The 13,038-nt window shown below is 32.1% G+C and carries 15 protein-coding genes; 6 read left to right on the forward strand and 9 right to left on the reverse strand.

Annotation, left to right across the window (positions count from 1 at the left end):
- Positions 1-91: 91 nt before the first annotated feature.
- From B0A75_RS18170 to B0A75_RS18195, 8 genes are all read right to left on the reverse strand, one after another.
- Complete coding sequence (locus B0A75_RS18170) at positions 92-649, reverse strand: hypothetical protein (protein ID WP_123872400.1); 558 nt, start codon at positions 647-649, stop codon at positions 92-94.
- Entirely contained in the window at positions 627-800 is a 174-nt protein-coding gene (locus B0A75_RS20545) for a hypothetical protein (protein ID WP_165765142.1), read from the reverse strand. The genes B0A75_RS18170 and B0A75_RS20545 overlap by 23 nt, the downstream gene beginning before the upstream one ends.
- 120 nt (positions 801-920) lie before the next feature.
- A complete protein-coding gene (locus tag B0A75_RS18175) occupies positions 921-1,139 on the reverse strand; it encodes a hypothetical protein (protein ID WP_089055684.1) in 219 nt (72 codons plus the stop codon).
- A 117-nt stretch (positions 1,140-1,256) separates the two neighbouring features.
- Positions 1,257-1,769 carry a hypothetical protein gene (locus B0A75_RS18180; protein WP_089055685.1) on the reverse strand — a complete coding sequence of 171 codons (513 nt, stop codon included), beginning with the start codon at positions 1,767-1,769 and terminating at the stop codon, positions 1,257-1,259.
- 3 nt (positions 1,770-1,772) lie between these two features.
- Positions 1,773-2,495: a hypothetical protein gene (locus B0A75_RS18185; protein ID WP_089055686.1), complete on the reverse strand. Its 723-nt coding sequence runs from the start codon at positions 2,493-2,495 to the stop codon at positions 1,773-1,775.
- 122 nt (positions 2,496-2,617) lie between these two features.
- Positions 2,618-2,791: a hypothetical protein gene (locus B0A75_RS20550; RefSeq protein ID WP_165765143.1), complete on the reverse strand. Its 174-nt coding sequence runs from the start codon at positions 2,789-2,791 to the stop codon at positions 2,618-2,620.
- A 52-nt stretch (positions 2,792-2,843) separates the two neighbouring features.
- Positions 2,844-3,122: a hypothetical protein gene (locus tag B0A75_RS18190; protein ID WP_089055687.1), complete on the reverse strand. Its 279-nt coding sequence runs from the start codon at positions 3,120-3,122 to the stop codon at positions 2,844-2,846.
- Positions 3,119-4,195, reverse strand: coding sequence for a protein rep (locus B0A75_RS18195; RefSeq protein WP_089055688.1), 1,077 nt, complete (start codon positions 4,193-4,195; stop codon positions 3,119-3,121). Before B0A75_RS18195 ends, B0A75_RS18190 begins: the two co-directional genes overlap by 4 nt.
- A 445-nt stretch (positions 4,196-4,640) precedes the next feature.
- Here B0A75_RS18195 and B0A75_RS18200 point away from each other — a divergent pair, with 445 nt between their 5' ends.
- Positions 4,641-6,554 carry a DUF294 nucleotidyltransferase-like domain-containing protein gene (locus tag B0A75_RS18200; protein ID WP_089055689.1) on the forward strand — a complete coding sequence of 638 codons (1,914 nt, stop codon included), beginning with the start codon at positions 4,641-4,643 and terminating at the stop codon, positions 6,552-6,554.
- Positions 6,555-6,556: 2 nt separating this feature from the next.
- Entirely contained in the window at positions 6,557-7,153 is a 597-nt protein-coding gene (locus B0A75_RS18205) for a 3'-5' exonuclease (protein ID WP_089055690.1), read from the forward strand.
- Between the two features lie 67 nt (positions 7,154-7,220).
- On the opposite strand, the gene B0A75_RS18210 is transcribed toward B0A75_RS18205, so the two are convergent.
- Positions 7,221-8,390: a proline dehydrogenase family protein gene (locus B0A75_RS18210; protein WP_089055691.1), complete on the reverse strand. Its 1,170-nt coding sequence runs from the start codon at positions 8,388-8,390 to the stop codon at positions 7,221-7,223.
- 270 nt (positions 8,391-8,660) lie between these two features.
- Here B0A75_RS18210 and aroB point away from each other — a divergent pair, with 270 nt between their 5' ends.
- The 4 genes from aroB (at position 8,661) to B0A75_RS18235 (ending at position 12,926) form a co-directional block, all read left to right on the forward strand.
- Positions 8,661-9,728 (forward strand): 3-dehydroquinate synthase, encoded by a 1,068-nt coding sequence (gene aroB, locus B0A75_RS18215; RefSeq protein ID WP_089055692.1) that lies wholly within the window; start codon positions 8,661-8,663, stop codon positions 9,726-9,728.
- A gap of 298 nt (positions 9,729-10,026) precedes the next feature.
- Positions 10,027-11,430 (forward strand): type III PLP-dependent enzyme domain-containing protein, encoded by a 1,404-nt coding sequence (locus B0A75_RS18225; protein ID WP_089055693.1) that lies wholly within the window; start codon positions 10,027-10,029, stop codon positions 11,428-11,430.
- 110 nt (positions 11,431-11,540) lie between these two features.
- Complete coding sequence (locus B0A75_RS18230) at positions 11,541-12,509, forward strand: deoxyhypusine synthase family protein (protein ID WP_089055694.1); 969 nt, start codon at positions 11,541-11,543, stop codon at positions 12,507-12,509.
- A 9-nt stretch (positions 12,510-12,518) separates the two neighbouring features.
- Positions 12,519-12,926, forward strand: a complete 408-nt coding sequence (locus tag B0A75_RS18235; protein WP_089055695.1) for a DNA primase — start codon at positions 12,519-12,521, stop codon at positions 12,924-12,926.
- Positions 12,927-13,038 lie beyond the last annotated feature (112 nt).

Raw genomic sequence — 13,038 nt, forward strand, 5'->3', positions numbered from 1 at the left:
ATAAGTCGCTAATAAACCGACTACGATTAAAATAGCCTTAGTGTTTTCCTGCCAAAATAATTTTAATTTTTCCATCTTAATTTTTTGTTTTTTAAAGTGTTATGGTCACGTATGAATAAAAAAAAAGCCCGATTGTGATTAAAGTAGGTATTAAGTACTTTTTAACTATGCTTAATTTATCAATAGTAACCGTTAGTTTTTCGGTTGAGACATCGCCCAGCATTGTAATTGCTTTCATAATGTCGGAATCTTTTAACTCCGTGTGTGCGTTTCCAAGTTCAACTTTTAGAATTGCTCTAACTAGTTTTAGTAAAAAACTCGCATTAATTTCTGTAAGCTTTTGCGTAGGAGAGACCCCAAGTGTTCTAGCCACAGAATTAATATAAGCATTTGTATCGTTCTCACTTGGCGGTGCATACTCTGAAATTAAAGATTTAACGGTGTTTTTTCCTTTGTTAATGTCATTAATTAAGTCTTTGAGCATTGCTCTAAGACCGTAATAAACATTTTCAAACTGCTCAAATTGTTTGTCGGGATTAGTACCGTGTGGTATTTTACCCTGCCACGCAATATTAGTTCGAATTAAGTTACCCGGATTATTATTGCGTAACCCTCTTACATTGTGATTATTCAGATAACTCTTCGACATTTTCCTTTGTTTTTGGAGTTTCTTTATTTTCTTCGCTCAACTTTGAAAATTCATCGTGAGCAAACTGTACAACTTTTACAGCTACAGCAATGAAAGCACCGTATTTTACGACAACTTTCAAAATATTGGTAATGGTGCTAATGCTTTTCATCTGCGTTTTTGATTTGTTTTTCTAATTCTTTGCGCTCTCTGCGCTCTTTTAAACGGTCGATAATTATCTCTGCTATTTCGTGAATTAATAGAGGTAATAATTTTGCTAAACCCCTAAGCATTACATTGAAGAATGTTGAGCCTGTTTTTTTACTGCAGTAATTTTTACCCAAAATTCTACACCGTCCTTTTGTGCAACTGACGGCTCAATTTTGTATAATTTACCGCCTAACTCAACATAACCATGAGAAAAACCGTTACCTTTTTTGTCTTTACAGCCTATTAATTGATAAGGGTTACCAAATCTATCTGTACTAATTCTACCTTTACGTTGTGACATCTTTTTTAAAATATTTGTTTTACAATTGCGATTAAATCGCCTAATTTTTTTAGTAGAAGTATTACCGTATCTATCAGGAAAATCAAACCGTACACACGATAATACTTCATTTTAAATTTATCTTCGTCTTTGAAAACGTCTGCGAGGGTTTTTATCGTCGTTGTGCTTTTTAATCAAATAAATTGCACCGATGATAGAAAGCCCAATTAAAATGTGTTTCCAATGCTTTTTAAACCACGCTTTTATAGTTGAATCAGCAACCTCTGCGCCAACCGTTCCAAGACCTTCTTTAACGCCAGTTGAAGCACCTGCGTACATTCCTTCCGTTACACCTTTTGCAAACATAGAAGCCCCAGCGTTAACACCTGCGCCAATTGTTTGACCAGCAGTTTGATAAGCTTGTTGCTGTAAGGCTAGTGCATTAGCCTCTGCAACTTGTCTATCATACTCGTTTTGTGCGTTTTGAGCGTCTTTCTTCGCTTGGTGTGCATCCTGTAATTTTTGCGAAACATTTTGTACAGCACCGCCAACTATCGGAATTGCTCCCATAATTGGAGTTGCAATTTTTACAAGATTTTTAAACGAAACATTTTTCTTAATGGCTTTGCCGATGTTTTTAAAAAATCCCATATTTTACAAGTGGTTTCTAAGAGTTAAATTGATAACAGCACCTTGTGCTTTTCTGATATTCAAATTTCTTACCGCGTAAAGAGGCAATTGAATTTTATCAGAGTAAGCACTTTTTACAGTACCATCCGTTTTCACGTATGCAACTGGGTCAATAGATTTACTCATAGATTCCAGTTCGAACAACGAATATTTAACTACCTGACCGTTTTCAAACGTGTAATTAATTTCTTCAATTGTAGCCGATTTGTCCAAAACAAGAACATCGTAACCCTCTACGTTAAAATCTTTGTTTGTGTCCTCAGCACTCATACTTTTGTGCTCAAAAGAATAAATTTCAGTAGATGTTTCAGGTTCTTCAATTCCATTGATAACATAAGTTTCTGCTGGAATTAAACCTCTTAATTCTACTTTAATAACGTCCTTTTCAAATAAATGAATAGAACCGTTGTTACAAATCTCACATACCGCCACCAAATCCAAAGTTCGTGCGCCGTCACTGATAATTGCATCGCTACCATAAGTATTAGCTAAAATAAAATCTTTCAAAAACATTGAACCTTTTGTAATTTCAAAGTTTGAACCGTTTGCACGTTCTACTTCCACTCGGATAGTTTCCGTAGTTAGTTCATCGAAAGCTTTACTAGAACCAATAATTAAAGTAGAAATACTTTTAGTCAACAAAATTGTACCTGTCTCAGTTTTGTTTGTTCCTTTAAAAATTTCCATTAATTATTTTTTTTAGGTCGGTATTTATCCGACAATTAATATTTCTTACATCACAAAATTGGGCATAAAAAAACCCTCAAATAGAGGGTTTACTGCATTTTGCGCTTTTTTGACCTTTTTTGCTAGTTTTTACCACTTGTGGCATTAACTTTGAAATATCTATTAACGTGATCGCCTAATACTAATTTAATTTCGTATTCTTTTTTTACGTCTTGTAGATATTTTTGGGCTGTTTTTATACTGATTCCCATTGTATTAGCTAAATCTTTGGCCGTAATTACTCGTAATGTTTCCATAGGTTACTTGTTTTTGGGGTTTTGATAGGAGGGGAGTGCATTCCCCTCCTTTTTAAAATAATGTTGGTTGGTTTAAATCAATTTTTAATTTTTTTCCTTTATTGAAATTTCTAAAATGCTCATTTTTCATAAGTTCAGGCTTTAATTTTCCTAAATCTTCATAATATGTATTTTGTTTTGAAGTCCAGCAAGCTATATTCTTTTCTTCAAGGTTCACATTTTCAAAAAATCTTACACAAAAACCATTGTCTTTGTTTGATTCTTTGTCATTGTGGTAATTTAATTCACAGTTACCGCACGAGTAACATTGAAAAGTTGGTATATTTCTCATATTAACATTGGGTATTCGTTTTTATCTATTTCTATATCTAATTCATTGAAATCTCGGAAATACGTAAGAAGATTGTAAACGCCCTCTAAGCCATTTTGCTTGAACTTATTAAGTACTAAAGGCTGTAAATCATTTTTGCAAATCTTTTTCCAGATTGGTAATGAGATTTTTAACAAAATTTCGTCTATGTCCGTTTCATTTACGATTTCTTCGTCTGATTTGTCAAATTCGTCCATAAATTCAGCATATTCTTTACGCAATGAATTGGAGATATTTACAAAGTGCTTTCCTTGAGTTTGTTCCACATAACAGCTATATACACCGTATAATCTTCTTTTTTCGGCATGATCAGAATAATCTCCGCACGCTAATTTTGCCAAAGCTGTAAAAGGAGTGAGCCCTTTAGAACCTTTTATTTGTCCTTTAGTCATTTCGCTTGTTATATCATATTTAGCTAGATATTGAGAAATATCTGCAGTAAGAATTTTTTGGTTTTGTGCCTTTAAAAGACCATCATTATCTTTGTAATCAGACCATTTACGTATAAACTCTTTTTGAAAGCTTTCAATTTTTTTTACATTCGAATGATTGTAAAAAAACAATAAATGTAAATGAGGATGCCAACCATTATCCATTGAGTAAGTAATTTCGAGTGTTTTTACTTGACCCATAAAGCCCAAATCCAATTTACTTCGTGAGAAAAATCTTTGATTTTGAAAACTTCTGTAATTATTTGAAATTTTTTCTAAAGATTTTTTTAATGTGTCAAATTTTCCGTGTCTCACGGTAAGAGTCAGAAAACCAATAGAATAGCCTTTTTCCTGATGCGCTGTAATTAGTCCGCTCAATAAATCTTTTTTATTTTCTGAAATTTTAAGCGCACATACAGGACAACGCCAATAACCGCCACAATTGGCAACGCCATTAAAGAAAAACCCGCCATTGCTGTTCTTGCAGAGATTTACAGGTGTATTTGTATTTGCAGTAACCGAATATCCGCAAAATTGAATTCTTGGTTTTCTTTTTTCTTTTGTTTCTTTTAAAGTGTAATTTTTCTTAGCAATATTTCTCATTCTATGTAGTAAAGTTTTATACACCGAAGATATATCCGTTTGATGTTCTATGTGGCGTACCAAAACCGTATTATTATCAAGGGGCTTCGCCAGCTTATAACGTTCAGATTTAAAGTACTGATTATCAAATATTTGAGCCAATTCATTTGAACTATAATTTATATTATGTAAAATAGAAAATTTAAGCAGTGAGAATCTCATAAATGCACTTCTGTATTAAAATTTTGTAAATATTCAAATCTCAGCGACTACTCATAGTATACATTCCTTATAAAGTCTATTACAAAAAAAAATATTTTTGAAATGACAAAATGCATTTTAAAGCCTTGAATTTGCTAAATCTTAACATTTCTTTAAAATAATAACTTTCTAATCAAGATGCGTTCAAAGTGAAACTAAATTTTATTATTTTTACATTAGATACTTTAAAAAAAATATCAACTCTATGAATACAATTGCTGAGCATATTGCAGATTTTTTAAAAGAATACCCGCCGTTTGATAATTTGACTTTTCAAGAATTATCAGAAATTGCAACTAATATTCGTGTTATCAATTTAGAAAAACATGCTGTATTGTTTCAAAATAATGATTTATTGCACGACAGTTTTTATGTTGTTGCTTCTGGTATCATTAATTTGACAACAATTGCTGATGCTGAGGAAACAATTATAAATAAATGTCATGAAGGCGATATTTTTGGTTTACGTCCGTTTTTTGCCAAAAATAACTACATGATGACTGCAAAAGCACGTGAAGAAAGTATAATTTATGCTATTCCTATCGCTGTTTTTAGACCATTTGTGGCTAATAATCCTGACGTTTTGAATTTTTTATTGGAAAGTTTTGCAATAAATTCAAGACATACTAAAGATAATGTGCGTTCTAATGGAAAATTAGATGCTGACAACAGCTATATAGATCAGCAGTCAGAAATGCAGTATATACAGTCTCTAGCGTATAATAATTCGCCGTTAACAACTGAGGCGCATCATATTGTAAAAGATGTTGCCATTTTAATGACGGAATCTATGGTAGATAATATTGTAGTTACTGAAAAAACAAAACCAATTGGTATTGTTACAAATGCCGATTTGTCTTCAAAAATTGCAACTGGTCGTTATCCAATATCAGAAACTATAGATAAAATTATGTCCTCGCCAGTTGTTACCGTAATTGAGAATGTTTCTTTAGCCGAAGCACAGTTACTAATGCTGAAACATAATGTATCACATTTATGCGTAACAAAAGACGGTACAAGTAAATCTGCGGTAAAAGGAATTATTTCTGAGCACGATTTAATTGTGGCTCAAGCAAGTAACCCTGGTGTTTTAATTAAAGAGATTAAACGTTCGCAACTGCCAAAAGATCTAAAACAAATACGCGATCGATTATCAGATTTAATTCAGAATTCGATTCAAAAAAACATACCAATTTCTCATATCAGCAATATTGCGAGTGAAATTAATTTGGCGATCATAAAACGTGCTGTCGAATTATCAATTTTAGATTTAGGCTCACCTCCTGCTCGATTTGCGTGGTTAAGTATAGGAAGTCAAGGTCGTAAAGAACAGCTTTTGTTAACAGATCAAGACAGTATTTTGATCTTTGAAGATGTGGCTCCAGAAAAATATAGAGAAGTAAAAGATTATTTTTTAAGACTGGCAAAAAGAACGACTTCTATTCTTGAAAAAGTAGGTTATGAATATTGTCCAAACGGACATATGGGCAGCAATATGCTTTGGTGTAAATCATTGACAGACTGGACAAAACAATACAACAGCTGGATGAATACTCCAGGTGAAAACAGTAATGATTTAAGTTCGATTTTCTTTGATTATGAGATCGTTTTTGGCGAACCAAAGATTGAAGAAGTGATTGAAAATGTAATTTTTAAAAATGCTGTAAACAATACTTTGTTCTTCGACTTTTTAGGAAACGATGCTTTAAAGAGAAATTCTCCTTTAAGCTTTTTCAAAAAATTCATTGTAGAAGAAGACGGCCCGCATAAAACTAAATTTGATATTAAAACCCGTGCTTTAATGCCGTTGATTGATGGCGCGCGCTTGTTAATTTTGAATGCGAATATAAAAGGAATCAAAAATACCTATTTAAGATTCAAACAATTAGCAATTACCGATTCTAAAAATGCCGAAATATATTTAAGTTGTGCTGAAGCTTTTCTAACACTTTCAAAGTTTAGAACGGTCGAAGGTTTAAAGAATGATGATTCTGGACAATACATTAATCTAAGAGAAATGTCTAAAACAGACAAAGAAAAGTTAAAAAATGCTTTAACCCCAATGAAAGACCTTGAGGAACTGATTAAGAGTAAATTTCAACTTACACAATTCTCGTAAATATGCTAGACTGGCTTAAAAATATTAATAAAGAATATCCGGATTTTTGGAAGGATTATTTGACTAAATTAGAAACGAAACCGTCCAAGTTTGTGGTGTTGTCGACTGAAACATCTGGTTTAAATCCAAACAAAGACGTCATTCTGTCTTTGGGAGCATTTTCTGTTGTGGAAGACAGTATTTTAATTAAAGAAAATTTTGAAGCCGTTTTACTTCAATACAAATTTCTGCAGGATAACGGACTCTCAAATGAGTTTATCATTGAAAGTAAAATGATGAAAATGCCGGAGCCTGATGCTGTTGAAGCTTTTGTTAACTTTATTGGAAACGCAATTCTAGTGGGGCATCATATCAATTTTGATATAGAAATGCTTAATGCGGCGCTTGAACGACTAAATTGCGGCAGACTTAAAAATGAAGCTTTAGATGTAGATGTTATGTATCGCAAATTAACGGACATTAATGACAAGCAGTTTTCATTAAATGATCTATGCGAAATTTACAAAATTCCAAAAAGCGATCGAAATTCTTCAGCTGAAGATGCTTATAAAATCGGACTTTTATTTCTGAAATTGAAATCTCGATTAGGAATAAAATAGTTTTAAAAATAGTATAATAAAAAGCCTCTTAAATTTAAGAGGCTTTTTATTTGTATTTAAACGAAGATTATTTCCCTTTTCTGCGTTTGCGCTCAGCTTTTATCATTGATAATTCACGGCTTGTTTGTCCTGCAACCGAAGTATTTTCTTCAGCACGACGAATCAAGTATGGCATAACATCTTTTACAGGTCCAAAAGGAAGGTATTTAGCAACATTATAACCGTTTTCGGCTAAGTTGTAACTAATATTATCGCTCATTCCGTACAACTGTCCAAACCAAATTTTGTTATCATTTTTTGCAATACCTCTTTGAGCCATCATTTCCATAAGTTTATAAGAGCTTAATTCGTTATGAGTACCTGCAAAAATTGACATCGTTTCTAAATGATCTAACATATAATGTACAGCGCTGTCATAATTCACATCTGTTGCTTCTTTAGAAACACAAATTGGCGAAACATAACCTTTTTCTTCTGCACGCTTGTTTTCTTTTTCCATGTAAGCACCGCGAACCAATTTCATTCCAATAAAAAAGCCTTCTTGTTTAGCAATTTCATGTAGTTTTTTCAAATAGTCCAAACGATCCCAACGATACATTTGCAATGTGTTAAATACAATTGCTTTCTCTTTATTGTATTTACGCATCATTTCGGTTACTAGATCATCAGCTGCATCTTGCATCCAGCTTTCTTCACCATCAATTAATAATGCAACATCTTTTTTATGTGCTTCGCTGCAAACTTGGTCAAAACGAGCTACTACTCTATCCCATTCAGTTTGCTCTGTAGGAGACAATGTTTGTTTTTCTCCTAGTTTTTCATATAATTCAAAACGTCCTAAACCAGTTGGTTTAAAAACGGCAAAAGGAATTGCTAAACGTTCTTTTGCAAATTCAATAGTTTTTAAGGTCATTTGTAAAGCAGCATCAAACTGCTCTTCCTCTTCTTTTCCTTCAACAGAGTAATCTAGTACAGATGAAACTCCTTTTGTAAACATTTTATCTACTACTGTAATACAATCGTCTTCGTTTACACCACCGCAAAAATGGTCAAAAACAGTAGCACGGATTAATCCTTCAACAGGAAGATGTGCTTTGATTGCAAAATTAGTAACAGCAGTTCCAATTCTTACTAAAGGCTCACTGTCAATCATTTTAAAAAGAAAATAAGCCCTATCAAGTTCAGTATCACTTTTAAGTGAAAATGCAACTTGTGTGTTATCGAATATTTTTTCCATTAAGTTTAGTTTTTATGCAAATATAAAGAGTGTTTTGAATATTATTTACTAAACAGGGGCAAATTTTTCGGTATCGTTAATAACATTCTTAGAAATATTGAATTATTTAAGTAAAAAATTACTTTTAAAGAAATATGTATTTATAAAAGTGTCCGTTTTCTGCTTTTAGAACTGTCGTAAAGCTTGATTTTAAAACAAAATAGCATCAAAAATTGAATAATTATTGCTTAAAAATGCCTTATTTTGCGCTTTCAATTAACCTAAGAACTTATGAAGTCTATTCAAGCCAATAATTATCTGGTACATTTTAACCAAAATGCATACGAAGCTTTAAATAAACATTTAAAAGAGAACAAATATTCTAATCTTTTTATAATTGTAGATGATAAAACAAATGAATTTTGTCTGCCTAAGCTTTTGCCGGTAATTGAAACAGATCTTAATATCGAAATTATTGAGTTTGAGGCTGGAGAAGCTAACAAAAATATAGAAACTTGTATTCAAATCTGGAATGTGCTTACTGAACTTGGTGCCGACAGAAAATCACTTGTAATTAATCTTGGTGGTGGTGTTGTTACAGATTTAGGCGGTTTTGTAGCTTGTACTTTTAAAAGAGGTGTCGATTTTATTAATATTCCAACTACCTTATTGTCTATGGTAGATGCTTCGGTTGGAGGAAAAACGGGAGTAGATTTAGGGAATCTAAAAAACCAGATAGGTGTTATTAATGTACCGCAAATGGTTTTAATCGATACAGATTACCTTCAAACTCTGCCACAAAGTGAAATGCGTTCAGGTTTGGCCGAAATGTTAAAACACGGCTTAATATACGATGCAGCATATTGGAAACAATTTTTAGACTTAAAAGAGATTGATTACGAGGCTCTAGATCAACTGATTTATCGTTCTGTAGAGATTAAAAATGAAATCGTAATTCAGGATCCAACAGAAAAAAACATACGTAAAGCATTGAATTTTGGTCATACTTTAGGTCATGCGATAGAAAGTTACTTTTTAGAAAGTGAAAATAAAACAACTTTATTGCACGGTGAAGCAATTGCAATTGGTATGATACTAGAAAGCTATATTTCTTTACATAAAAACTTAATTTCTGAAGCTGAATACAACGAGATTAAAACTGCAATTAAGAGTATTTATGATGATGTAAAAGTAGAAGAAAATGACATAGATCCGATCCTTGAATTGCTCGTTCACGACAAAAAAAATGAATACGGTTTAATTCAATTTGCCTTGATTGAAGGAATCGGTAAAATAAAAATTAATCAATCCGTTGAAAATAAATTGATTCTAGAGGCGTTTCAAGATTATAAATCTTAAACTTTTTTTAATAAAAAGCATTGCTTTAGGTATATATTATTTTTTACATTTGCCACGATGAAAACAAACAATAAACAAAGACAATTCAGCTCTTACAGAAACCGTCTCAACAGTTCTTTACTAAGAATGTTGAACCGTTTTTATAATAGTAAAAGTCCGTTCTGTTTTGATGTTTTCCAATGTTCAAAAGCCGAACACGAAAAACTGCAAATTATATTTGCCAATATTAGAGTTTGAATTTTAGATTTAGCACAGTATCCTAAATTAAAAAATTACAACTTAAAATATTGAAAAATAAATGAATACAAAATATTCTGATCTAATAAATCAAACATACTACTTTCCACAAGCGGAGTTTAAATTAAACAAAGACAATCTTCAGTTTCACAATATCGATTTGATGAAATTGGTAGAACAATATGGTACGCCATTAAAGTTTACTTATCTTCCTCAGATTTCTGAAAACATCAATAAAGCAAAAGCTTGGTTCAGAAAATCAATGGAAAAAAACAAATACGAAGCAAAGTATTACTATTGTTATTGTACAAAAAGTTCTCATTTTGAATATATCATGAATGAAGCTTTCAAAAACAATATTCATATCGAAACATCGTCTGCTTTTGATGTTAACATAGTTGAGAACTTATTAGAAAACGGAAAAATCAACAAAAGTACTTATGTAATTTGTAATGGTTTTAAAAGAGACGAGTATATTACTAATATCGCTAGATTAATCAATAACGGGCATAAAAATACTATTCCGATTATTGATAACTACGAAGAACTTGATTTACTTCAGGGTGAAATCAAAGGAAAATTCAAAATTGGAATTCGTATCGCTGCCGAAGAAGAGCCTAAATTTGAGTTTTATACTTCTAGATTAGGGATTGGTTACAAAAATATCGTTTCATTCTACAAAAAACAGATTCAGGAAAATGATAAATTAGAGCTTAAAATGCTTCACTTTTTCATTAATACCGGAATTAATGATACATCATACTACTGGAATGAGCTTGTAAAATGTATTAAAGTATACATTGCACTTAAAAAGGAATGTCCTACTCTAGATGGTTTGAACATTGGAGGCGGTTTCCCTATTAAAAACTCACTTGCATTCGAATATGATTATCAATATATGATTGATGAAATTATCAATCAAATTAAAATTGCTTGTGATGAAGCCGAAGTTGATGTGCCAAATATTTTCACTGAATTTGGTTCGTTTACAGTAGGCGAAAGCGGCGGAGCTATCTATCAAATCTTGTATCAAAAACAACAAAATGATAGAGAAAAATGGAATATGATCGACTCATCATTCATTACAACTTTGCCAGATACTTGGGCTATAAACAAACGTTTTATTATGCTGGCAATTAACCGCTGGAATGATACTTACGAACGGGTTTTATTAGGTGGTTTGACTTGTGATAGTGACGATTATTACAATTCAGAGCAGAATATGAACGCGATTTATCTGCCTAAATACAACAAAGAAAAACCGCTTTATATTGGTTTCTTTAATACTGGTGCGTATCAAGAAACTATTGGAGGTTACGGAGGTTTACACCACTGTTTAATTCCACAGCCTAAACATATTTTAATTGATCGTGATGAAAATGGTATACTGGCTACAGAGGTTTTCTCTGAACAGCAGACTTCAGACGATGTATTGAAGATTTTAGGGTACAAGAAAAAATTGTAAAAAAAAAGAATGCAAATTAAAAGTTCATACTTAAAAAATTATTAATTTGCATAACAACGTAAGAAGGTTAAAAGCTTTTAATTCAAAAAAAAAATAAAAAACAAAAACAAATGAAAGGACCAATCAGTCAGTTTATTGAAAAACATTATTTACACTTTAATTCTGCTTCACTAGTAGATGCAGCCAAAGAGTACGAGCAACAATTAGCAAATGGATCTAAGATGTTGGTAAGTATGGCTGGAGCAATGAGTACTGCAGAAATTGGTAAAATTTTTGCTGAAATAATTAGACAAGATAAAGTACAAATTATTTCATGTACTGGAGCCAATCTAGAAGAGGATATTATGAATTTAGTAGCTCATTCGCATTACGAAAGAGTTCCTAACTACCGTGATTTGACACCAGAAGACGAATGGGCTTTGCTTGAAAAAGGCTTGAATCGTGTTACAGATACTTGTATTCCTGAGCATGAAGCTTTTAGACGTTTACAAAAGCACATTTACAAAATTTGGAAAGATGCTGATGATAATGGAGAACGTTATTTTCCACATGAATTCATGTACAAAATGTTATTATCAGGCGTTCTTGAAGAATACTACGAAATTGACTTAAAAGACAGCTGGATGTATGCAGCTGCCGAAAAAAATCTTCCAATTATCGTTCCAGGATGGGAAGATAGTACAATGGGAAATATTTTCGCATCATATGTTATTAAAGGAGAATTAAAAGCCTCAACAATGAAATCAGGTATTGAGTACATGACTTTCCTAGCGGACTGGTACTCAAAAAACAGCCAAAACGGTATCGGGTTTTTCCAAATTGGTGGTGGTATTGCAGGAGATTTCCCTATCTGCGTTGTACCAATGCTTTACCAAGATATGGAAATGCATGACGTTCCATTCTGGAGTTACTTCTGTCAAATATCAGATTCTACAACAAGTTATGGTTCATATTCTGGAGCAGTTCCAAATGAAAAAATTACTTGGGGTAAATTAGATATTAAAACTCCAAAATTTATTATTGAGTCGGATGCTACAATTGTTGCTCCATTAATTTTTGCATATTTATTAGATTTATAGGATATTTTTATGAAGAGAGTTATAGTAGACTACGCTAAACTTACCAATGAAATTTTAAACCTTTTAGTAGAAAAATTTCCTGATGGTTATGATGATTCGGATGTTATCCGTTTTAGAAACGCTAAAAACGAATTAGTAGAAGCTGTTGAAGTTCGTACTGAAGACACTATTTATTTAGTAAAAATTAGTACTAAACTTGCAGATAGAATCGAAAATTACGACGAAGATGACGATATCGATCTTGATGTAGATACAATCGAGCCGGTAAAAGGAATTGATCTTGATAATGATGACGACGATGATGACGAAGATGATGATAATCAAGACAAACCTGATTCAGATGGCGGCGATGACGAGGATGATGAAGACAAAGATGATATAGCTGACGACGACGAAGACGAAGATGATGAAGATTAGTCATTTTCTTTTTAAATAAAATAAGGGAACTCTTTTAGGGTTCCTTTTTTTTATTACTCATAATAATTTAAATATAAGAAAATTACTATATTTATTGTTTTGTACTATTCGC

The sequence above is a fragment of the Flavobacterium oncorhynchi genome, assembly GCF_002217355.1.
Lineage (GTDB): Bacteria > Bacteroidota > Bacteroidia > Flavobacteriales > Flavobacteriaceae > Flavobacterium > Flavobacterium oncorhynchi.

Bases quoted from the DNA above. Each gene is read 5' to 3' on its own strand.
- B0A75_RS18170 (WP_123872400.1), bottom strand. From the start codon at position 649: ATGTCGAAGAGTTATCTGAATAATCACAATGTAAGAGGGTTACGCAAT.
- B0A75_RS20545 (WP_165765142.1), bottom strand. From the start codon at position 800: ATGAAAAGCATTAGCACCATTACCAATATTTTGAAAGTTGTCGTAAAA.
- B0A75_RS18175 (WP_089055684.1), bottom strand. From the start codon at position 1,139: ATGTCACAACGTAAAGGTAGAATTAGTACAGATAGATTTGGTAACCCT.
- B0A75_RS18180 (WP_089055685.1), bottom strand. From the start codon at position 1,769: ATGGGATTTTTTAAAAACATCGGCAAAGCCATTAAGAAAAATGTTTCG.
- B0A75_RS18185 (WP_089055686.1), bottom strand. From the start codon at position 2,495: ATGGAAATTTTTAAAGGAACAAACAAAACTGAGACAGGTACAATTTTG.
- B0A75_RS20550 (WP_165765143.1), bottom strand. From the start codon at position 2,791: ATGGAAACATTACGAGTAATTACGGCCAAAGATTTAGCTAATACAATG.
- B0A75_RS18190 (WP_089055687.1), bottom strand. From the start codon at position 3,122: ATGAGAAATATACCAACTTTTCAATGTTACTCGTGCGGTAACTGTGAA.
- B0A75_RS18195 (WP_089055688.1), bottom strand. From the start codon at position 4,195: ATGAGAAATATTGCTAAGAAAAATTACACTTTAAAAGAAACAAAAGAA.
- B0A75_RS18200 (WP_089055689.1), top strand. From the start codon at position 4,641: ATGAATACAATTGCTGAGCATATTGCAGATTTTTTAAAAGAATACCCG.
- B0A75_RS18205 (WP_089055690.1), top strand. From the start codon at position 6,557: ATGCTAGACTGGCTTAAAAATATTAATAAAGAATATCCGGATTTTTGG.
- B0A75_RS18210 (WP_089055691.1), bottom strand. From the start codon at position 8,390: ATGGAAAAAATATTCGATAACACACAAGTTGCATTTTCACTTAAAAGT.
- aroB (WP_089055692.1), top strand. From the start codon at position 8,661: ATGAAGTCTATTCAAGCCAATAATTATCTGGTACATTTTAACCAAAAT.
- B0A75_RS18225 (WP_089055693.1), top strand. From the start codon at position 10,027: ATGAATACAAAATATTCTGATCTAATAAATCAAACATACTACTTTCCA.
- B0A75_RS18230 (WP_089055694.1), top strand. From the start codon at position 11,541: ATGAAAGGACCAATCAGTCAGTTTATTGAAAAACATTATTTACACTTT.
- B0A75_RS18235 (WP_089055695.1), top strand. From the start codon at position 12,519: ATGAAGAGAGTTATAGTAGACTACGCTAAACTTACCAATGAAATTTTA.